Origin of the sequence: Streptomyces kunmingensis (assembly GCF_039533535.1) — a bacterium.
In the GTDB taxonomy this organism is placed as follows: Bacteria; Actinomycetota; Actinomycetes; order Streptomycetales; family Streptomycetaceae; genus Streptomyces; species Streptomyces kunmingensis.
This window is the reverse complement of record NZ_BAAATS010000022.1, coordinates 121,908-141,703: the sequence shown is the minus strand read 5'-3', so window position 1 is coordinate 141,703 and position 19,796 is coordinate 121,908. Positions and strand designations below refer to the sequence as shown.

Genomic DNA, 19,796 nt, shown 5'->3' with positions numbered 1-19,796 from the left:
GAGGCCGGCGTGGACAGGACCATGAGCAAGGGCGCGTTCCGGGACGCGTTCAAGAATCAGAGCGTCGCGGTGTCCGCGCTGCCGAAGGGCACGGGCCGGCGCCTCGCCGAGCGGGCCAACGCGACGGCGGGTCCGGTCGACGCCGCGCTGCGGACCAAAGCCGAGTTCAACACGGTGTATGACCTCCTGCTCGCCGAGCAGGAGGGCACGACGGGCACCCCGGCGGACGGCACGCTCGTATGTCTCGGCCCGGACGGGCAGCTCACCCCGACCGGACGGATCGTGCAGGAACTCCTCGACGCGGCGGAGAACAAAACGGAGTTCTTCGCTCAGGACATGTATCAGGTCAAGGTCACCGGCTGGCCGTCCGGCGTCCTGACAGCCGACGAGGTGATGCAGGCGCCGCCGGGCGCACGGCTGACCCTGGCCAGGAGCAACGCCGCCGCGGACGACACCCTGCTCTCGACACCGTCGTTCTCCATGGTCAACAGCGGCAACATGACGGCACACGCACCCAAGCGCTCCTGGAAGATCGACTTCGAGGTCGGCGCGAGCGAGGACCGGCTCTACGGCATGGAGCGGATCAACCTCAAGGCGATGTACAACGACCCGTCGCAGATGCGCGAGGCCGTCGCCTGGCGCCTCCTCGAGCGAGCGGGCATTCCGGCGGCGCAGCACACGTACGCGACGTTCACGATCAACGACCGCTACATGGGGCTGTACTCGGTCATCGAGCAGGTCGACAAGAAGTTCCTCAAAGACCACTTCGGCAAGAACTCCGAGGGCAATCTCTACAAGGCCTACTGCGGTGACGTCGGTTGCGCGACCCTGGAGCACCGCTCCGGCCCGGGCGGCACCGACAGCGGCCGGCAGTACTTCACCGCAGGCGCCCGGCCGGACGACCGTACGTACCGCCTGAAGACGAACGAGGACGACCCCTCCGCCGGCACCTACGACGACCTCGCCACACTCGTCCGCACCATCAACGGCGTCCAGCTGACGGGCGGTGAGAAGCGGTTCGCGACCGACGCCTTCCGGGAGGCGGTCGAGCAGGTCCTGAACGTGAAGGCCTTCCTGCGCTGGGCGGGCGCCAACGTCCTCCTGGGCAGCTGGGACAACTACTTCGCCACGCCGTCGAACTACTACCTCTACAACTCGGGCCGCCTCGGCGACCCGACGGGGTTCATGGCCCGCCCGTACTTCACGTTCATTCCCTGGGACTACGACAACAGCTCGGGCATCGACTTCTTCTCGACGCCGTGGCAGTTCACGGACCTGCTCGACTGGCCCGCGATGACCCGTGACTACTGCCGGATCACGCACGCCCCGCACGAGGTGTCGCAGCTGCCGCTGTTCACCAACCTGCTGCGGCATCACGACTTCTGCCAGTACTACCTCGACCACCTCGAGTACCTCCTGGACACCGAGTTCGGTCCTGAGCGGGTCGCCGAGCTGCTCGGCTCGGAGGGCTCCGGGCGGACCGACGGTCTGTGGCAGCTCGTCTCGTCCGCCGCGTACGGCGAGGCCACGAGCCCGCACGGCCGGCCCTTCACGGGGCGGCAGTTCACCAACGACGAGGTGTACCGCGCCGGTTACCGCCAGTGGGAGCTGAGCCGCGGTTCGCAGTTCACGTACGGGATCTTCCACTACACCCGGATGCGCTACGACCGCGCACGCCAGCAGCTTGCCGAGCTGCGCAAGACCTACCCCGACGGCGCCGGCGGCGCCCTCTTCCCGACTGCGATGGAGGTACTGCCCTCATGACCGCGTCGACCAACAAAGCGGGTAAGGCCAAGACCAAGGGCGGACTGTCAGCGGCGCGTGAGCTGCGCCTGGTCAAGGAGGCCAAGATCCGTGAGCTGATCGGGGACGTCGCGGGCGACCGTCTGGAAGCGAGCGGCGTGCTCTACCGCGACGGAGCCTTCCTGATCGTCTGCGACAACCTGCCCTTCCTCATCCGGGTCAGCAGCGAGCTGTCGCCGAAGGCGCCGGAGAACGGCGTCATCAACGCCGGCAGGAAGACGAAGAACACCAAGTCGAAGGCGCAGGTGGGCTACGAGGACCTCGCCCACGACACCCTGCACGACCACTACTTCACGCTGAGCGAGGCCGAACCGGTCAAGCCCAAGGTCTTCCGCGCCCGCATCCAGGAGTACGACGCGAAGCTGCGCCCGACCGGATCGGCGCACCTCGACTTCGACCTTGCGGACGCCAACAAGGGCATGGAGGGTCTGGAGTGGGTGGAGCGCTCGGGCAAGGAGTACCTGCTCGCCCTGTGTGAGGGAAACCAGTGCGCGGGCGGCAAGAAAGGCAGGACACCGGGCGGCGGCCGTATCCAGGTCTTCCGGCGCGGCGGCAAGCGGTGGATCCACATCGGCACGATCCGGCTGCCCAAGTCGTTGCCCTTCGAGGACTACAGCAGCGTGTCCGTGCGCGACGGACGGATCGCCGTCCTGTCGCAGGCGTCGTCGGCGCTGTGGACGGGCCGCCTCTCCACAAAGAAATGGCAGGTCGACGAAGGCACCCTCTACCGTCTCCCCACCGACAGCAAGGGGCGCACGGTCTACGGCAATCCCGAGGGCGTGTGCTGGGTCTCCTCCGACCATGTGGTGATCGTGTCCGACCGGGCGAAGGCGGGCGCGCGGAACGACCGGTTGCGCGCGAAGGACCAGTCGATCCACCTGTTCCTCATCCCGAACGGCAACAGCTGAGCCGCGCCCGGCCCGGACGTTCCCCCGGGCCGGGACCTCCCCGCTAGAAGCTGGTGAAGACCCGCCGGAACAGGTCCGTGGCCTCGTCGGCCCAGCCGAGGACACGCAGGGACGAATCCAGGTTGCCCGGCGGCCGGTTGATGAGTGTGTCGTTGCGGATGAGGCGGTCGAAGTCGACGAGCACCGGGTCCTGGCGTGGGGTGTGTCCGTCGGGCCGCAAGAACTCGACCTCAGCCAGCCGCATCACATTGATCAGCTCCTGGGCGACGATCCCGTATCCGACCGTCGTGGGATGGACGCCGTCGAGCGAGAACAGGCCTCCGTCCGTGCGCCGTCCCCCGTCGCAGGCGAGGAAGTGGGAGTTGGGCGGCGGAGTCAGCGCCTGCAGGGCGGGCGGCAACGGATAGGGCTGCCACCAGTCGGGACGCGCCGACGGATCCTCCGCGTAGCGACGGGACGCGAGCCGGTCCAGAAGACCGCAGGTCTCCAGCAGGTACCAGTCCCTCCCCTGGTTGCGGGCCTCGCGGACCACCCCGGTGATCGCGTCGTTGTACTCGTCGATCGCGCCGTCGACCTCTTGGGCCTGCGCGCCGGTGATGCCCGGGTCCCGGCCGGGATCGAAGTTCCGGTCACTGATCCACGGACGGGTGTAGTACGGGTAGTAGAGCGAGCCGGGCCGGGTCTTGCCCGCCACGCCGCGTGCGATCGGGGCGATGGTGACGTGCGGGACGGTGCACCAGATGACGTGCCGCGCCTTGATCTCGGTCACCGCGGCGGCCACTTGACGCAGCTCGGCCACGAAGTGCTCCGGCCGCCAGACGGTGAAGCGCCCCTTGTGGTCCAGGCTGTCGAAGCCGGGGTCCTCGCTCCAGACCACCTTGAGTTCGGTCACCGCCCGCAGGGCGTTGTTCGCACCGAGGAAGACGACCAGCGTCTCGATCCCGTACTCGCCGCCGGTGCCGTCGGTGTCCTTGCCGAGCTCGGCGGCGGCGCCCAGTTGGGTCAGGGCCCCGGCCGCCGGGGGCTTGGTCGGAAGGACGCGCAGGGCGGCGCGCTCGGCGGCGTTCTGGACGATCTGGATGATCGGGTCGTCCTTGGGCCTGTCGATCCGGGAGCGGCACTCGTCGGCCGACTTGGACAGCGCGTCACGCAGATCCCAGCCGAAGACCGCGAGGTTGTGCATGACGGCTGTGGTCGGGGGCACCGTCAGCCCTGGCCCCCGCTCCCAGTAGTCCTCCACCCGGTCCATCAGGCTCAAGGCCCTGAACACCGCGAACGGCGCCTCCCACACGTCCACGGCCCGCCCGTACCGGGCTTCAAGGTCACGAAGGAACGGTTCGATGTTGAAGGGCAGTCCGCCGACGCCGTCATAGCGGGGGTGCCGGAACTGTTCGGCACAGCCCAGCTCGTACGCCACGATCGCCGGGTACGAGAGGGCCGTGTTGAAGATCGCCGCGCTCTGGAAACCCTGCGTCAGGGAATCCCCTATCGCGACCAGCCGGTGCTTCGGCTCCCCCTGCCGCGCAACGCTGACGTCGCGGACTCCCACCCTGGGGTCCGTCTCGGGTGTCCGTGGCCCCTGACTGCGTACGGAAGCGACCATGATTCCCTCTGGCCGATCGCAGCGCACCGAGTGTGCCCCGCGGGGCCTGTTCCCTGCGTAGCAGAGACCGGATCGGGGCGACATGTCCCGGACGGGAGATACGGCGAACTCGGTGTCGTACCTGGCGCGCAGGAGCCCTGTTGCGCAGCGCGTCCCTGTTGCGCAACGCGTCCCTGTTGCGCAGCGCATCGACCACGATCGGGCCGAGCAGACCGGTGGCTACCGATCCCTGGGGCACATCCCTTTCTCCAGCTCCTGAATGTCCCGGTCGCCGGACGCGACACAGATCCAGCGCGTCGGTTCCTCCCTGTACTCCCAACTGCCCGGGTCGGCGAGCAGGTCATCCAGGCCCGAACCGGTGACCTCCTCGCCGGTGTCGTCCGCCGGCCATTCGTCCGAACGGAACACCTTGATGAACCCGAGCCGGCTCCAGCAGGTGATGAGGCGGGTGAAGCGAGGAATGTGCCGCGCCCGCTCCACCCCGTCCTCGCTGTCGCTCCAGTCGGCGAGCAGACTCCACAGGTCCGCCCCTCGCCACCATTGACGTAGAGGCAGTACTCGTCGTCTTCCCAGCCCTTCACCGGCTGCTGCTTCCTTTCATGCTCACGCTCACGCTCATGCCGAGGCGTTCGCCCAGGTTGGCGCGTTACCGGGCACGGTAGAACCCGCGGCCGGTCAGCTGGACCGCCAGGTCCTCACCCACCGTGCCGATCAGGGTAGGGGCGGGCTCGACGTAGCTCTTGAACCGGTCGCCGATCGCGGCCTCCACCGCCACCTGTGCCTCCTGCGACCCCAGGCCGGTGGAGGCCAGGAACCAGGTCAGCGTCGTCCTGCAGAGCCCGTACCAGGACGACTCGGCACGGGTGCGGTCCACGACCACGGTGACCAGGCGGATCACCGCGCGTTCAAGGTGCCAGCTGCGGTCCTCGGCGTCCACGTCGGCAGGAGGGCCGAGCTGCGCGAACCGCTCGGCCATGTCCTCCAGCCAGTCACGCCACTCCAGCAGACAGGTCACGACGCGTGCAGCAGTCTCCGATGCCTCCCCGACGGAGTGCCTGTCGCAGCACCAGGCTTCGACAGGACCACCGTTGTGGGTCGACCAGTCCCAGCCGCAGGCCCACCGGCCGTAACGGTCCATCAGGAGCAGGGTGACCTCGTCCTCGAAGCGAAAGCGCTCCATTTCCTCCGCGTCGGCCGTAGGCACCATCGGGACGACCAGCGCCGTCAGCCGCGCCGCCTCATCCTCGTCCCACTCGAAGGCACTCCGGCCCGGGTCGGCGGCGGGCCAAGGCAGCGACCAGGCTCGTTCGCGGTGGATGGACGTGACATACCCCTGAGGTCGGACGCGGCAGGACAACCGCTCGATCATGCCGACCAGTTCGACCCCTGTCACCTCTATTTGCGGACCGCTGACCGGGTCGCGAAGGTTGGGCGGTCACGGTGTGACGATGGGGAATGCGGCGGCCGGTTTGTCGAGGACGGACAGCAGGCGGGTGAGCAAGGCCGGGTCGCCGTCCATGCGGATGCCGTCGGTTCCCCGGCCGGCGAGCACAGCCAGGAGTTGGGCCTTGGTCATTGTCATGGTGAGTCCGGCGTCCGCGGCCGGGCGGGGGCCGCTGGTGTGGGTGAGGAGCCCGTTCGCGAGACGGAGGTGCCAGTACTCGTCACCGATGTGCCAGTCGATGGCGAGGTCGATCGCCCACGCCTTCGGCCCGTCCACGCGGACGGCCAGGCCGTCGATGAGCTGACTGACCGTCAGGGCCTGGTGCATGTCGGGGCCGAGAGCGGCACTGGTGCCGGGGGTGACGCCGTGGGTGAGTTCCTGGGCGCCCGTGAGATAGAAGTTGCGCCAGACGGCGTTCTCCACGCGATGGCCCAGGCGGGTGTAGAGGGCGGCGAGGTCCCGGCGGGCCCGCTTGTCCTCCGGGTCGTTGAAGACGGCATGGTTGAGCAGGGTGACGGCGAAGCGCAGGTCTCCCCGGTCCGTGTAGTGCCGGGCGCGGGCGCGGACCGCCGCCTGGCCGCCCAGGGTCTCCACCCATCGGCGGGCCTCTTCGACCGGTGGGTGCTCCCACAGGTGGGCGGGGTTGCCGTCGAACCAGCCCATGTAGCGCTGGTAGACCGCCTTGACGTTATGGCTGATCGAGCCGTAGTAGCCGCGGTTGGCCCAGACGGCTTCGAGCTGGGGCGGCAAGGAGAAGTTCTCGGCGATCTCGGTGCCGTTCAGGCCCTGGTTGATCTGCCGGACGGTCTGGTCGTGCAGGTAGCCGTAGAGGTCCCGCTGGTGGGTGAGGAGGGCGACGATCTCGTCGTTGCCCCACGTGGGCCAGTGGTGCGAGGCGAAGGCGACATCGGCGGCGCCGGTATAGAGGCCGATCGACTCGGTGAGATAGCCGGCCCAGGCGTGGGCGTCACGGACCTGCGCGCCGCGCAAGGTCACGATGTTGTGCATGGTGTGGGTGGCGTTCTCCGCCATGCAGACGGCGCGCAGGTCGGGGAAGAGGAAGTTCATCTCTTCCTGGCACTCGGTCCCGGGGGTCATCTGAAAGCGGATCCGCACCCCGTCGAGCGTCACCTCCTCCCCCGTGGACCCTATGGAACGGGTGGGAGGGATGAGCCCGACGGTACCCAGCGAGACGGTCAGACCCAGACCGCAGCCGACCTGGGCCTTGGCACCGGCCGGGAGCCTGGATCCGTACATGTACGAGGCGCGACGGGACATGGCGGGCCCGGCGTAGACGTTCTCACTGACGGCATGCTCCATGAAACCGCTGGGCGCCAGTACGGGTATGTCCTCCCCCGCGCCGTCCGGCAGCACGCCACGGCAGCCGCCGAAGTGGTCGACGTGCGGGTGCGTGTAGATCATCGCGCGGACGGGCCGTTCACCACGGTGGTCCCGGTACAGGCGCAGGGCAGCGGCGGCGGTCTCGGCGGAGATGAGCGGGTCGATGACGATGATGCCGCTGTCGCCTTCGACGATCGTCATGTTGGACAGGTCCAGGCCCCTGACCTGATAGATGCGGTCCGTGACCCGGTAGAGGCCCTGATGGGAGAGCAGTCGGGCTTGACGCCACAGGCTCGGATCGACGGTGTCGGGGGCCGGCCCTTCCGCGTCGGCGAGGAAGCGGTAGGCGTCCGGATTCCAGGCGACCGTGCCGTCATCGGTGGTGATCGGGCCGCCGGTGAAGGCGGCGACGAATCCCCGGCGGGCGTCGGCGAAGTCCTGCGTGTCGTCGTAGGGAAGCCCGTCCGTGCGCGTCGGTGCGGGAGTTCCGGAACGGCGGGATCCGGAAGTCGCCTGCACGGTCTGCGGGTTGAGCGAGACGGCTGCGGCTGCGGCTCCCGCCGCGGCGGCGGCGAAACCGCGCCTGTTCATCGGCGTCATGGGCGAGGGACCTTTCTGGGCCGGTCGGACGTCACGACACGGAGGTGCGCGAACGGTGATGCCCGACGTCGAGCGCGGTCGACACCCCACTATTGCAGTACGACTGCAATAGCGGTCAAGGGGTGATCGCGCACGGGCCCGGCGGACTTCGGACAGGCCCGGCCCAGACCGGACCGAACCGGACTGGACCGGACTGGACCGGACCGGACCGGACCGGACCGGAACGCCAGACTGGACCGGACCGGATCAGTCCCGCGGGCAGCCCAGCAGCGCTCCAAGCGTGCGTCGCAGCGCGGAGCGGGCGGCCTCCTCGGTCAGACCGCGCCGGGTGCGCAGGTGGTCCCACGCGGCCCAGGAGGAAGCGGCTTCCAGGGCGTCCAGGAGGCCGCCGGGCCGCAGCGCCCCCGGCTCCCGTTCCAGTTCGGGGAAGTTCGCGGTCAGGTCGTCACGGAACCAGGCGTCTCCCCGCCCCATCACCAGCCGGAGCCCGGGCGAGTCCGGCTCGAGGGCCAGCCCCACTCTGCGGATCGGCGTCATGAGCTCGTACATCCGGCTGCGCTGGGCCAGCAGCGCTTCGACCTTGCGCGGGGTGTCCCACCGCGACGGAATCGGGTCCGCGAACGCCTGCCACCGCTGCGCCTGCCGCTCGGCCGCGCCCACGTAGAGCGCCTCGCGGTCGGCGAAGTGCACGAAGACCGAGCGCTCCGACACACCGGCCCGCTCGGCGATGGCCTTACGGGTCGGCTCCCCCGCACCCTCGGCGATCAGCTCCAGGAGCGCGTCGAGCAGGACCGCACGGGTCCGTTCCGGATCACGCCGCCGTCGGGGCTCCCGTCCCGCGGCCCCCTCCTCCTGTCCCGCACCACTACTGTTCACGGTCGGCCATCCTGCCAGCCGCGCGAACACGAGCGTGCCCCGACCGCACCGGGGCGGGCGGCGGAAAGGACCCTCGGCGCGGTCCTACACGGACCCATAACCCGTCTCGTCGCGCCAAGGAATCCAGCGGCCGGTGCCGTCGACCGTGCCGAGCTGCTGGTCGGCGAAGTGCACACCGAAGCCGAACACGCCGTCCTGGGCCAGGAAATCGACGAGCCGACGACGTGAGTGCTCGGCCCGGGCGCGGTCGTGGTCGAGGACGACCTCCCATCGGATGCTTCAGCACTTGGCACTTTGTGGAGCAGTTGGTCCAATATGGGAGGCAGTGAAGCGCTCCCCGCACCGGAACGCCGGAACGCTCGTCTTCGACGCAGGAGGTCCATATGTCGCCCGCAGGCCGTCCCCGCGCCTTCGACATGGAGGGCGTACTGGAAGCCGCGATGCTGCTGTTCTGGGAGCAGGGTTACGAAGCGACCTCACTGGCACAGCTGCGAGCCGCCACGGGTCTGTCCTCCGCGAGCCTGTATGGCGCCTTCGACTCGAAAGAAGGGCTGTTCAAGCGGGCCGTCGAGCACTACATGAACGGGCCCGGCACTGCCACCGGCGTCGTCGAGGACGAAACGGTCAGCCCGCGCGAAGCGGTGGCCGCCCTGCTGCACGGCTCGATCGACATGCAGGCCGACCCGTCTCACCCCGTCGGCTGTCTCATCGCCCTGTCCGGCACGATGCGGGCGCCGGGCGAGGAGCACGAGGGAGTACGGGCTGCCGTCGCGGCACGACGTGAGGCGGACCGGGTGCGCATCAGGGCCTGCGTGGAGCGGGGCATCGCCGCGGGCGAACTCGATGCCGACGCCGACGTCGACGGGGTGACAGCCATGATCCACAGCTTCCTCCTCGGCCTCTCCACGCAGCTGCGGGACGGGGTGGCGGCGACGACTCTGCACGCGGCGGTCGACGTGGTACTGCTCAACTGGCGTCGGTCTTAGGGCAGTAGCCGGTTGGGTTTCGTGGCTGGCAGGCAGGGTGGAAGCCGATGGGACCGGTGGGATCGGTGGGACCAGTGGGATCGGTGCGGACCGGCGTAGGCTCAGTAGACGATGGACACGATCTGGCACGCGGCTTCGGCGAGCCGACGGTCTCCTTGTACATGAGCGCGGGAAAGGGCATCCGCCGGATCGATGTTCCGCGTAGCCAATCGCCAGAGAGTGTCTGTATCCAGCAGCACGGCCACGCTTGGTCGGCCGCTCGGCGCTTCGGCCAACGACCAGCGGTCCGCGGTGGCGGTCGCCGTCCAATCGCCGCCGCCGGGGCCCTCGGCGATCACCTGGACTTGCGCCCCGACCGGTGCCGATGTGTGTCGGAGTGTGTGAGGCAGGGCTCGCATGAAGGTATCGAGGACCGTCGCCAGGGCACGCGGCTCCAGGTCTGTGTCACGGCCGATGGCGTGGAGGATCTGCTGCCGGTGGGTCCAGTGCTCACTGAACTCCCGGGCGATGTCCAGCCATGCCGGTGCGGGGTCGATACCTGCCCACGAAACACCCAGGGCGGTCGCGTCAAGACTGGCTGCGGCAAAGAGCTCGGCCAGCTGGGCACCTGCCGCTGCCAGCGCGTCGATGAGCGAAGCGGGGCCGTCATCGGCGTGCAGCTCGACCCATTCCTGATTCGTGCGGTGGATGAACGCCTCGAGCGTCTCACCGTCGGCGAAGCCGCTCCGGTAGCCGTGGCCGAGGCGGCCGTAGCAGTCACCGAGGAGGTGTGCGGCGATATCGTGCACCGTCCAGCGCCCGGCTGCCGTCCTGCACCAGTCGGAGGGTGCCAGACCACGCAGGGTCTCGAGCAGCAACCTGTGTTCCTGACCGAACACCGCACGCGCGTCGATCGGGTCGCCCAGCCAGGGCATGCCGACCACACCATCGGACTCGGGACTCATGACCGCAGAGTCTCAGCCAGGGGCCGTGCCCTGCCACCGAATACTCCCGTCGCGCCGAAGCCGACCGGCCCGCGCGCGTCTGGTCAGCAGTCGCCCTGGTAGTCGCCTTTGAACATCGAGCCGATGTTGATCCAGTGGAAGGCGTCCTTCCAGGCCGGATCGCGCTTCATCCAACCCATCATCGCTTCCGCAGCCTTCTCGCGGGAGATGGTCCGGGTCTGGTAGTGCTCGGACGGAACACCGTCGCGGTATTCCAGCTGATACGTGTTGTCCTCGCGCAGCCATACCTGGACGTACCAGTCGCCCGACTCCTCCTCCACCCGCTCAAGGACCAGCGCCCCATCCCGTCTGAGGTCGCCCACCCTCGCACCGATCATCGGCTTCGTCGGCCGCTTCGACAGCACAACCGGGCCACTCTTCAACACCAGCATGAAGAGATCATGCCGGACGCTGCCGAGTCGACCACCTTCACGTCCACCTGCCTCACTTCTCACGGCGGCGCGCCCCTGACCGTCTGCCCACGGGCCGACGTCAACCCGATACGGCGTCATCGGGGCCGAGGTCGAAGGCTCTGCCCGCGGTGAGCTTCTCCACGAACGTCTTGAAGACGCCGGCCAGTGTCAGATCAGTGTCGAGATCGGTGTCGAACCAGGTGACTGACGGGTCGCCGTCCGGGCCGCAACCTCGGTAGTCGAGACCGATCCAGTAGTGCCCGTCGCCAGAAAGAAGCACGATCGACGACGGCAGCCCCCACTCTGTGACCAAGTAGGGGGTGTCCAGCAACGACGGCGTCTGCCCGCTCGGCCCGATGCCCATCAGGGCATCGAAGGGCACGTGGCCTTCGCTCCACGAGGTCGGCTGACCGGTGGGGAACGCACCGTGCTCGTCAGCCACGATGCCGCCGTTCTGAACCCACAGGAGGTCGGTCAGGGCCGAGGGCAGCGTCACACCGAGCACGCGCTCGGCTTCTCCTACCGTCTCGTCCGTCAGAGGCGGCTGGACTCCGAGATCACCGTCAGCCCAGAACGTTGCCATGACCTCATCGAATCGCGCCACGACGGGCAGCCTACGGCTCAGCCGTGAGCTCGTCCCCTACTGATCTTTCCGGGATGAGATGTGCGGGCTGAGCGGGTGTCAGTCGTCGAGGCGTTGAAGGATCTGGGTGAACTCGCCGTTCTCGATCAGACCGGTGAGGACCTGGGTCATGTTGCCGATGCCGGCGTCACGGACGATGAGCCCGTCCGAGCACCGGAAGTAGCGGCCTGCGAGGGCCTCCCCGCCGGCGGCCCATCGGTTCATGATGATCTCGACCTGGGCCAGGGTGATGATGGTCGCGCTCCAACGGGAGCCGTCCTTGAGGTCCACGAAGACGTCGACGTCGGCCACGGACTCCAAGTCCTCGCCGGCGTTCGGAAGGAACGCGGCCTCGAACCACTCTGTGTGGACGCGGTACCAGGGTCCGTCCCACGTGCCCGGCGTTGTGCTGTGGCTCATCGGGCGAGTGTGCCGCGCCGATCGGCCCCCCTCAACCACTTTGTTCTGGCACGCTCCCGGCGCGAGGGCACGTCTGTCCCCGTCCCGGATTACGGCACGGCACGGCGCGTACGTCGGCGTTACGCGGAGGAGCGGGGGCGATTCTGTTCTCGCCAGTCCCGAGGGGTGATGGCGTAGGCCCGTTTGAACGCCTTGCTGAAGTGGGTCGCGTCGACGAAGCCCCAGCTGCGTCCTATCGCCGCGATGGTGCGCCGCCCCCCGTTCGGCCCGGCCAGCTCTCGTCTGCACTCGGCCAGGCGGCGCGTACGGATCCAGTCTCCGAGGCTGATGCCCGAGCGGGAGAGCACCGCGTAGAGGTGCCGTACGGAGATGTCGTGGGCGGCGGCTATCCGTGCCGCCGACAGATCCGGTTCGGCGAGGTGCTGCCGGATGTAGTGCGTGATCCGCAGGCTGAGCGTGGCCTCCAACGGCCCCCTGGTCAGGCTGGAGTTGCCGTGCTGGGACGTCAGGACGGCGCGGAGCAGTTCGACGCTGGGTTCCACGATGGCGTCGCCGTGCGTGCTGTCCTGCAAGCGGTCGCTGACGGACAGTTGGGAGAAGTAGGTGAAGGCCAGGTCCACCAGGGGGTTGTCGGACCCCAGGGTGACCGTGCTGGTCTCCCGTAACAGCCGGTCGGGGAGCGCGAGCAGCGCGCGGGGGAAGCGCAGGAAGTGGTGGTCGACTCCCTCGTCGAAGAGCAGGGTGTAGGGGGAGATCGACTCGTAGACGGCCAGCTCACCCGGCCCCAGCGCGCACTCGCGGCCGTTCTGCACTACCAGGCTGGTGCCCGTCACCTGGAGGCCGAGGAAGACAGCCGGTTCCTCGTCCACCCGGGCCAGTTGCCGCGTCCGGCGGACGGTGACCGCGGAGGCCCGCGCGGAACAGAACCTGAGCGGCCCGACCGCGCCGAGCCCGATGCGGACGGAGATGTCCTCGGCGGCAGGACCGTGGTCGATGTCGACCGCCACGAGGGAGTCCCACACGGCGTGCCGGACCACTTCTTCCCGGTCCCTCGGCGGTACGAACGCGGTGTCAAGGACCGGGCTCATGAGGCAAATCCTTCGTCCGCCGACACGGATGTTTCCCGCCGTCAGTGTGTAGGAGATCCCTCGCGCCGTGCAACAGCTTCGACATGCACACGCTCCACGCACAGCACCTCCGCGGCGGTCGGAGCGCCGCTGCGGTCAGGGCGCCGCTGCCGTTGGGGCGCCGCTGCGGTGGCGGGCGTCGGCGAGGAGGTGGCGCAGGGAGGTCGGAACGGATGGTGATGCCGACGCGCATCGTCGTCGATGCATGCACCGGGAGCTCCGGACGCACGGGACGCACGGGACTCACAGGAGGCACGGGACGCACCAGACGCTCCGGACGCTCCGGACACCCCTCGGCCCTGCCGTCACGACGTCCCCTGCGGTCCGCTTGACTTATCCCATGGACACCCTGCCCCATCAGCCCCAACGGCCCGCGTCCCGGCGCCACATGATCGTGTGCGGTGACGACGCGCTGGCCGAACGTCTCGCCGCGGAGCTGCGCACCGTCTACGCCGAGCGGGTCACCGTCGTCCTCCCGGCCGGACCCGGAGACGAGACGTCCGGACCGGCGGCGCGGGCGCACGTTCGTTCCGCCACCCTGCTCAGCCGTGTCCAGGCCCTCCTCAACCGCGCCCCCGGCACGGAGCCGAACGCCGCGAACGACCCGATGCACGTCTTACAAGCTGCGGTGCTCGACGAACAAGCACTCGCCGAAGCAGGCGTGGCCGACGCCAGCGCACTCGCCCTCGTCCATGACGACGACGAGACCAACATCCGTGCCGCACTCACCGCGCGCCGCCTCAACCCGCGGCTCCGGTTGGTCATCCGCCTGTACAACCGCAGCCTCGGCCAGCACCTCGCCGCTCTCCTCGACCAGGCCGCCGCCCTCTCCTCCCCCGGCCTGGACCCGGCCGCCCGGGACACCTCCACCACCGTCCTGTCCGACGCCGACACCGCCGCTCCCGCCCTCGCCGCCACGGCCATCGCGGGCACCAGCAAGGTCGTCCAGGCCGACGGACTGCTTCTGCGCGCCGTGGAACGCACGCCACCCCGGCACGGTGAGACGGCCGACCCCGGCCTGGCCACCCTCGCCCTGCTCTCCACCACCACCAACGACCCCGCCGGATCCGACAGTTCGGAGACCGACGGCGGTGACAGCCCCCTGCTCCTGCCCGACGAGCGCGCCGTCGAGAGCGCCGCAGGCCGCGGCACGATCGTCCTGCAGGCCGTCGCGCCGGCCGCGACCACCGGGTCGTCCCGCGGCAACAAAGCCCGCGGCATGCCGCTGGGTTCCCTCTTCTCACGCCGGCTGCGCTGGTCCCTGTTCGGCCTGGCCGTCAGCGTTCTCGGTCTCGCCATCGCCACCTGGGCCACCGGCGACGACATCCATCCCCTGCACGCCGGCTACCTGACCCTGCTCGACCTGTTCGCCATCGACGACCCCGCGATCGGCGAACCCACGGCCCGCAAGGTCCTCCAACTCCTCACCGGGGTCGCCGGGTTGCTGCTGCTGCCGGTGCTGCTGGCCGCCGTCCTCGAAGCCCTCGGCACCTTCCGCACCACCGCCACACTGCGCCGACCGCCGCGCGGCCTGTCCGGCCACATCGTGCTGCTCGGCCTCGGCAAGATCGGCTCCCGCGTCCTGACCCGCCTGCGCGAACTCGACATCCCCGTCGTCTGCATCGAGGAGGACCCGGACGCACGCGGGGTCCCGCTCGCCCGCCGCCTGCGCGTACCGACCGTCATCGGCGACGTCACCGACGACGGCGTACTGGAGGCCGCCAAGGTCCATCGGGCCCACGCCCTGCTCGCGCTGACCAGCATCGACGCCACCAACCTCGAGGCGGCCCTGTCCGCCCGAGCCCTCAAGCCGAACCTGCGCGTGGTGCTCCGCCTCTACGACGATGCGTTCGCCGCCGCCGTCTACCGCACCCTGCGCGCCGCTCACCCCCGCGCCCTCACCCGCAGCCGCAGTGTCTCCACCCTCGCCGCGCCCGCCTTCGCAGGCGCCATGATGGGCCGCCAGATCCTCGGCGCCATACCCGTGGAACGCAGCGTCCTGCTCTTCGCCGCCCTCGAAGTCGCCGGGCATCCGCGCCTGGAGGGCCGCACCATCGCCGAATCCTTCCGTCCCGGCCACTGGCGCGTCCTCGCCCTGGACTCCGCCTCCCCCGCGGACCGACGCCCGGACCTCGCGGCGACCCCCGCGTACGACGACGCCGGCACACACACCACCGGGCTGGTCTGGAACCTCCCTCCCGGCTACGTCCTGCGCCCCCAGGACCGTGTCGTCGTCGCCACCACCCGCCAGGGCCTCGCCGAACTCCTCGGCCGCGTACCGCACCCCACCGGACCTTGACCCCGGCCTGCCCGCTCAGTCGAAGTCGGCTGCGGTCATGCCGTCGGGATGTCCGGACGGCCACTCCACCAACTCGATCCGGTAGCCGTCAGGGTCGGTGAGCCCCGGCGTCTTCGGGCCGTGGGGGCCGCCCGGGTGCTGGAGGGGTCCGGGACTCAGGCCGGCTTCGGTCAGCGTCGCCATGGTGCCGGCGAGCTTCTCCACCTGGATCGCGAGGTGGTCGAAGCCGCTGCCCACGTCGACCGGTCCGGCGCCGGGGCGGTGGACCAGTTCGAGCGAGGCCGCGGGTTCGTCGGGGAACTTGAGGATCACGAGTCGCGTCCCGTCGCCGCCCTCGACCCTGCCCAGTACGGCGTAGCCCAGAGCGGTGTAGAAACCGAGCGAGCGGTCCAGGTCAGTGACGCGGTAGGCCGCGAAGAGCGTCTTCACGCGGCCTTCCCGGATCGATGCACCCGGTAGCGCAGATGTGTGACGTCCCGGTCCTCGAGCCTTCGGACGAGGTCGAGTTCGATGTGATCGCTGCCCAGGTGGTCGAACAGCCGTCGACCGTCCCCGAGGAGGACGGGAACCAGGTGGATCTCCATCTCGTCCAGCTGCCCGGCTCGGATGAGCGCCTGGGCCGCCCCCGCCCCGTGGACCATGACCGGCCGGTCCCCTGCGGCTGCGCGAGCCCGGCGGGCGCAGTCCTCGACATCGGTGACGAAACGCGCGTGGCCGGGTGGCACGTCCCCGTCATCCACCTGGTGGGTGAGTACGAAGATCGACACCCCGTCGTGGTGGTCGCCCTGCCAGCGCCCGGCGAGCTCGAAGGTCCGACGGCCTGAGATCACCGCGCCGGTCGCCAGCGCTTCACGGTAGACCTGGCCGCTCGGACCGTCGGACTCCCGGTCGTCGAGCCAGTTGAAGAGGCGCCCACCGTCGCGTCCGAGCTCCTGCCCCGGACGGTCGTCCGGGCCGGCGACAAAGCCGTCGAGCGACATCGACATGTACAACCGAATGGGGTGATTCATCACGGCTTCCCTCTCTCCTCCATGACACCGGGCTCCGGCGGTCGCGATCCGCCGACAGGGCGGGCTTGTCACAGGGGAGACTTCAGGAGACGGGCAAACTCATCGGCCCGACCCGCCGGCCCGGCTCCCAGGCCGAGGAGGCAGGGGCCATGCCCCATGGATCCATTGCGGTCTCGGCGGGGATACGGAGCAGGGCGGACTTCGGCAGGGCGTTCGCAACGCTGCCTCGGCCAAGCGCCACGTAGCTCACCTCGCCTTCTCCGTACGGCAGTTGAGAATCGCTGCCTTTGTCTGCCGGCCATGTGTCACCTGATCCAGATTCAGCCTATTCTGCCTATTGGCGCCGGAATCTGGGCATCGGTCCAGTTGGGTCGCGCGATGTCCGGGGAGTGTGTACGTGGAGCAACATCAGAGCGGCGGAGTAAGTGCGGCCTTCGCCGCGTTCGTCTCGGCGATGGTGTCGCTGGTGCTCACGATCGCAGGAACACTGGTCGGCCTGCGGTCCAGTGCGTCGCAGGCTGCCCTGTTCCTGGTCCTGACGTGGCTGTTGATCGCGGCTTCCCTCGCCACGGCCCTGGTCGCCGGATGGCTGGTGGCAGACAGCATCCGCAAAAGCACGCACGAGTTGGCGCACTTGCGCGATCTGGAAGCGTACGTGCCCCGCCTCATCCGGTTTCGTCGCCGACACGACAGTTTCGTGATCGCGGGTGACGGTAACGCGACACTGAAGATCTCCTGCGACGTGGAAGCACCGGACGCCGACGTCGTTCCGTGGATCTCCTTCCCCATGATCGCGGAGGTTCCGCAGGACCAACCCTCCTGGACGAGCATCTCTGTACGCCGTGTCTGTGTGGACGGGGTGGACGCCGATCCGTCCATCGCCTTCATCCGTCGGGAGCGCAAGATTCCTGCCGACGCGGCGACGCTGGACGGTCGGTTGGTCGAGTCCGGTGCCGTACGGGTGCCGGTTTCCCTGGACACGGGCCGGAGGCGCTGCTCCTTCATCGTCGAACTGGAACTGCTCAACGCATTTAGCTTCATCGGCCATGAAGAGAAGTGCTACACCGATGTCTCGTATGTGACGGATCATCTCGAAGTGACGATCACCGGATACGACGGTCTGAGGGTGTCCTTTTCTCCGTACGCGCACACCCGGGTCGAGGCGCAACAATTGGGCATGGAGATGCCGGACGCTCCGGAATCACAACTCCAGTCACGCTACTGCCAGGCCACCGACGGTGTGCGATGGCGGACCGAGCAAGCCAAGCTGGGGTACCGCTACGCCATACCGGTGCGGGGACTCCCCTGAGGCCCGTCCCCCGGTTCGAGGCGGGTGGCCAGCCAGGTGGCGAGGGTGTCGGGCTGCGGTGTCTGTGTCCCCGCACGCAGCAACCGGTGGACAGCCCGCACCAACTGCGGCCGTTCCATCAGCAACGCAGGGCCAGGTCCGGCCTCGAGAGCCGCCCAGGCCAGTGCGAAGCCGGTCCAGGCAGCAGGACGGTCAGGATCTTCGCGCAACTCGTCACGGTAGCCGTCCAGGGCCTCGCCATGACGGCCTTCGGCAAGAGCCCGATCGGCAGGCGTGGCGCCGGTCAGGGCTACTGACGCCCTGATGTCGGGGAATCGGTCCGCCTGAGCCGCACGCTGCAGGAGGTCGGCGCGGGCCGAGGACCAAGGGCCGTCGGGCTCCGAACCCAGGGTTTCGCCGCACCGGTACCTGGTCCCGCTGTCCGACGCATCCTGCCAATGCCAGGCCAGGGCGGCGACGGCTGCGGGATCTGGACGCAGGTACCGCAGCCGCCAACCTGCCCGGTGATCGGCAGCAACCATCGACGCAGCCGGGTGGTGCCCCTGTGCTCCGGTTTCGAAGTCGGCCAGGCGTTGCCCGATCCGGCCGATGAGGCGCCGGCCGGCTTCGGTCAGATCCGCATCGGCCCTCAGGGCATGCACCGCCTCACGCGTCGGGGTCTGCCACCTGCTGTACCCGAACTCCGCCCGAAGTTTGACTGGGTCGCCCTCACGCAGCGATGCGGCCCGCCATAGTTCGGTTACACCGGAAAAAGCACAAATTCCCTGCAGCAGTCCAGCTGCCGGGCGGGGGTCGTCACGCCACGGAGCGTAGTAGAACCCACCCTCGATCTTCGATGCCGACTTGTCCTGCCGTAGCAACGGGACCAACCGGAGTAGGCCTCCCAGAAGGATGTGCTGGAATTCGTGCACAAGTGTCTCAGCGAGATCTTCGGGAGCGTCGGGCCGGGCCACGACGACTCCTCCGAAAGCCTCTCCACTGGAAGCGCTGACCAGTGGGAAACGGCTGGTGAAAGGGTAGGGAGCGAGGACATCCAAGGCGGCGCTCATGGTGTCCGCCCGCTCGGGCAGACAACGGCAGATCACCTGCCAGGCCCCGTCGAGCAGCTTATGCCAGGCGGAGGCTTCGGCATCGTCCAGGCGATGCGGATCCAGTGACTCGTACAGGCCGCGATAAGGGTCGAGGTCGTCAAGTCGCAGGGACAGGACGTGCGGCCCCTGGCGGAAGGCGAAGCTGCGCAGAGCCTGCCAGTTCGGGCCGTCTTGGGTGACATCCGCCGGTAGCTCCAGCGCGAGATCCGCGGCCTCGATCTCGACCCCGGATGCAGAAGAGCCGGAAGACCGGATGCGGGCCACGGAACAGGGGTCCGTGCTTCCGTCGAAGACGCGGGCCGCTCCCAGGGTCGGCAGGGACACCACTCCCCTGCGCACGGGAACCGGTAGATCCAGGTCGACGCCTGCACGAAGGCCTGCTGCTGCGGCGATACCGTAAAGGTGTCCCAGGTGGGCCCACGCCGGCTCGGGATCGGTCGAATGTCCGCGCCGCAAGTGGCGCAGGGTGAAACCGGCCCAGCCTGCGACATACGGATACGACAGCACCTCTTCGAAGACGGCGGGTGCGGTCCGCTGCACCTCCTCCAGAACTTGCCAGGCCAGGTCCGGAGGAGGCAGGGGACCGGCCGCCGCAGGATTCGAGAGGGCTTCGTCACGGATCGCCCGCAGCAGGAGCAGGGATCGGCTGCGCTCGGCGTTTCGAATCTCCCGGACGGTGTCAAGGTCCGCTGTTCCACGCGCGATGTCGTCGACCGTGCTCCATGCGACCCGATGGTGGGTGAGCCTCGGGGGAGTCACCCGACCCGCTCCGCGCCGCCGCCATCATCTCCCCCCGCGGAGATGGGCAAAGACTTGTCCGCCTCGGCACCGATCCAAGCCACAGCATTCCGCAGCATGCTGTCGTCCGAGTCGAGGAGCTCACCGAAAGTCATGGCGGTGACATCGGGCATCGGCGATTCGGGCACGTTGATCCTCCTGTCGTGGATGTGTCGTCGGGCCC

Annotated in this window: 19 protein-coding genes; 5 read left to right on the top strand and 14 right to left on the bottom strand. The window is 68.9% G+C overall.

The genetic code is table 11. The annotated features are described in order from the left end of the window. Positions 1-9: 9 nt before the first annotated feature. Positions 10-1,764: a CotH kinase family protein gene (locus tag ABD366_RS26700; RefSeq protein WP_324765789.1), complete on the top strand. Its 1,755-nt coding sequence runs from the start codon at positions 10-12 to the stop codon at positions 1,762-1,764. Next, positions 1,761-2,711 (top strand): hypothetical protein, encoded by a 951-nt coding sequence (locus ABD366_RS26695; protein WP_324765790.1) that lies wholly within the window; start codon positions 1,761-1,763, stop codon positions 2,709-2,711. Before ABD366_RS26700 ends, ABD366_RS26695 begins: the two co-directional genes overlap by 4 nt. A gap of 43 nt (positions 2,712-2,754) precedes the next feature. Here the strand turns inward: ABD366_RS26695 and ABD366_RS26690 are convergent, their stop codons facing one another. The 5 genes from ABD366_RS26690 to ABD366_RS26670 form a co-directional block, all read right to left on the bottom strand. Further along, positions 2,755-4,260: a hypothetical protein gene (locus tag ABD366_RS26690; protein ID WP_324765791.1), complete on the bottom strand. Its 1,506-nt coding sequence runs from the start codon at positions 4,258-4,260 to the stop codon at positions 2,755-2,757. A gap of 273 nt (positions 4,261-4,533) precedes the next feature. After that, positions 4,534-4,794 carry a hypothetical protein gene (locus tag ABD366_RS26685; RefSeq protein WP_324765792.1) on the bottom strand — a complete coding sequence of 87 codons (261 nt, stop codon included), beginning with the start codon at positions 4,792-4,794 and terminating at the stop codon, positions 4,534-4,536. Positions 4,795-4,960: 166 nt separating this feature from the next. Further along, positions 4,961-5,707 carry a hypothetical protein gene (locus tag ABD366_RS26680; RefSeq protein WP_324765793.1) on the bottom strand — a complete coding sequence of 249 codons (747 nt, stop codon included), beginning with the start codon at positions 5,705-5,707 and terminating at the stop codon, positions 4,961-4,963. A gap of 42 nt (positions 5,708-5,749) precedes the next feature. Next, positions 5,750-7,699, bottom strand: a complete 1,950-nt coding sequence (locus tag ABD366_RS26675) for an alkyl/aryl-sulfatase (protein ID WP_324765794.1) — start codon at positions 7,697-7,699, stop codon at positions 5,750-5,752. Positions 7,700-7,945: 246 nt separating this feature from the next. Continuing rightward, entirely contained in the window at positions 7,946-8,575 is a 630-nt protein-coding gene (locus ABD366_RS26670; protein WP_324765795.1) for a TetR/AcrR family transcriptional regulator, read from the bottom strand. 383 nt (positions 8,576-8,958) lie between these two features. On the opposite strand from ABD366_RS26670, the gene ABD366_RS26665 reads away from it, so the two are divergent. Next, positions 8,959-9,561, top strand: a complete 603-nt coding sequence (locus ABD366_RS26665; protein WP_324765796.1) for a TetR/AcrR family transcriptional regulator — start codon at positions 8,959-8,961, stop codon at positions 9,559-9,561. Positions 9,562-9,662: 101 nt separating this feature from the next. Here the strand turns inward: ABD366_RS26665 and ABD366_RS26660 are convergent, their stop codons facing one another. The 5 genes from ABD366_RS26660 to ABD366_RS26640 form a co-directional block, all read right to left on the bottom strand. Then, positions 9,663-10,505 (bottom strand): maleylpyruvate isomerase family mycothiol-dependent enzyme, encoded by an 843-nt coding sequence (locus ABD366_RS26660; protein WP_324765797.1) that lies wholly within the window; start codon positions 10,503-10,505, stop codon positions 9,663-9,665. A gap of 83 nt (positions 10,506-10,588) precedes the next feature. Beyond that, positions 10,589-10,936 carry a hypothetical protein gene (locus ABD366_RS26655; protein WP_324765798.1) on the bottom strand — a complete coding sequence of 116 codons (348 nt, stop codon included), beginning with the start codon at positions 10,934-10,936 and terminating at the stop codon, positions 10,589-10,591. Between the two features lie 100 nt (positions 10,937-11,036). Continuing rightward, positions 11,037-11,561 carry an SMI1/KNR4 family protein gene (locus tag ABD366_RS26650; protein ID WP_324765799.1) on the bottom strand — a complete coding sequence of 175 codons (525 nt, stop codon included), beginning with the start codon at positions 11,559-11,561 and terminating at the stop codon, positions 11,037-11,039. Between the two features lie 78 nt (positions 11,562-11,639). Beyond that, positions 11,640-11,999, bottom strand: coding sequence for a hypothetical protein (locus ABD366_RS26645; protein ID WP_324765800.1), 360 nt, complete (start codon positions 11,997-11,999; stop codon positions 11,640-11,642). Positions 12,000-12,118: 119 nt separating this feature from the next. Continuing rightward, a complete protein-coding gene (locus tag ABD366_RS26640; RefSeq protein WP_324765801.1) occupies positions 12,119-13,087 on the bottom strand; it encodes an AraC-like ligand-binding domain-containing protein in 969 nt (322 codons plus the stop codon). Positions 13,088-13,466: 379 nt separating this feature from the next. Between ABD366_RS26640 and ABD366_RS26635 the strand changes: the two genes are divergently transcribed. Next, positions 13,467-15,425: an NAD-binding protein gene (locus ABD366_RS26635; RefSeq protein WP_324765802.1), complete on the top strand. Its 1,959-nt coding sequence runs from the start codon at positions 13,467-13,469 to the stop codon at positions 15,423-15,425. A 15-nt stretch (positions 15,426-15,440) separates the two neighbouring features. On the opposite strand, the gene ABD366_RS26630 is transcribed toward ABD366_RS26635, so the two are convergent. Together ABD366_RS26630 and ABD366_RS26625 are read right to left on the bottom strand one after the other, a co-directional pair. Continuing rightward, complete coding sequence (locus tag ABD366_RS26630; protein WP_324765803.1) at positions 15,441-15,854, bottom strand: VOC family protein; 414 nt, start codon at positions 15,852-15,854, stop codon at positions 15,441-15,443. Continuing rightward, positions 15,851-16,435 carry a dihydrofolate reductase family protein gene (locus tag ABD366_RS26625; protein ID WP_324765804.1) on the bottom strand — a complete coding sequence of 195 codons (585 nt, stop codon included), beginning with the start codon at positions 16,433-16,435 and terminating at the stop codon, positions 15,851-15,853. Before ABD366_RS26625 ends, ABD366_RS26630 begins: the two co-directional genes overlap by 4 nt. 397 nt (positions 16,436-16,832) lie before the next feature. On the opposite strand from ABD366_RS26625, the gene ABD366_RS26620 reads away from it, so the two are divergent. Continuing rightward, positions 16,833-17,744 carry a hypothetical protein gene (locus ABD366_RS26620; protein WP_324765805.1) on the top strand — a complete coding sequence of 304 codons (912 nt, stop codon included), beginning with the start codon at positions 16,833-16,835 and terminating at the stop codon, positions 17,742-17,744. Here the strand turns inward: ABD366_RS26620 and ABD366_RS26615 are convergent. Continuing rightward, positions 17,714-19,594, bottom strand: coding sequence for an HEXXH motif domain-containing protein (locus ABD366_RS26615; protein WP_324765806.1), 1,881 nt, complete (start codon positions 19,592-19,594; stop codon positions 17,714-17,716). The genes ABD366_RS26620 and ABD366_RS26615 overlap by 31 nt on opposite strands. Continuing rightward, complete coding sequence (locus tag ABD366_RS26610) at positions 19,591-19,761, bottom strand: hypothetical protein (protein WP_324765807.1); 171 nt, start codon at positions 19,759-19,761, stop codon at positions 19,591-19,593. Before ABD366_RS26610 ends, ABD366_RS26615 begins: the two co-directional genes overlap by 4 nt. Positions 19,762-19,796 lie beyond the last annotated feature (35 nt).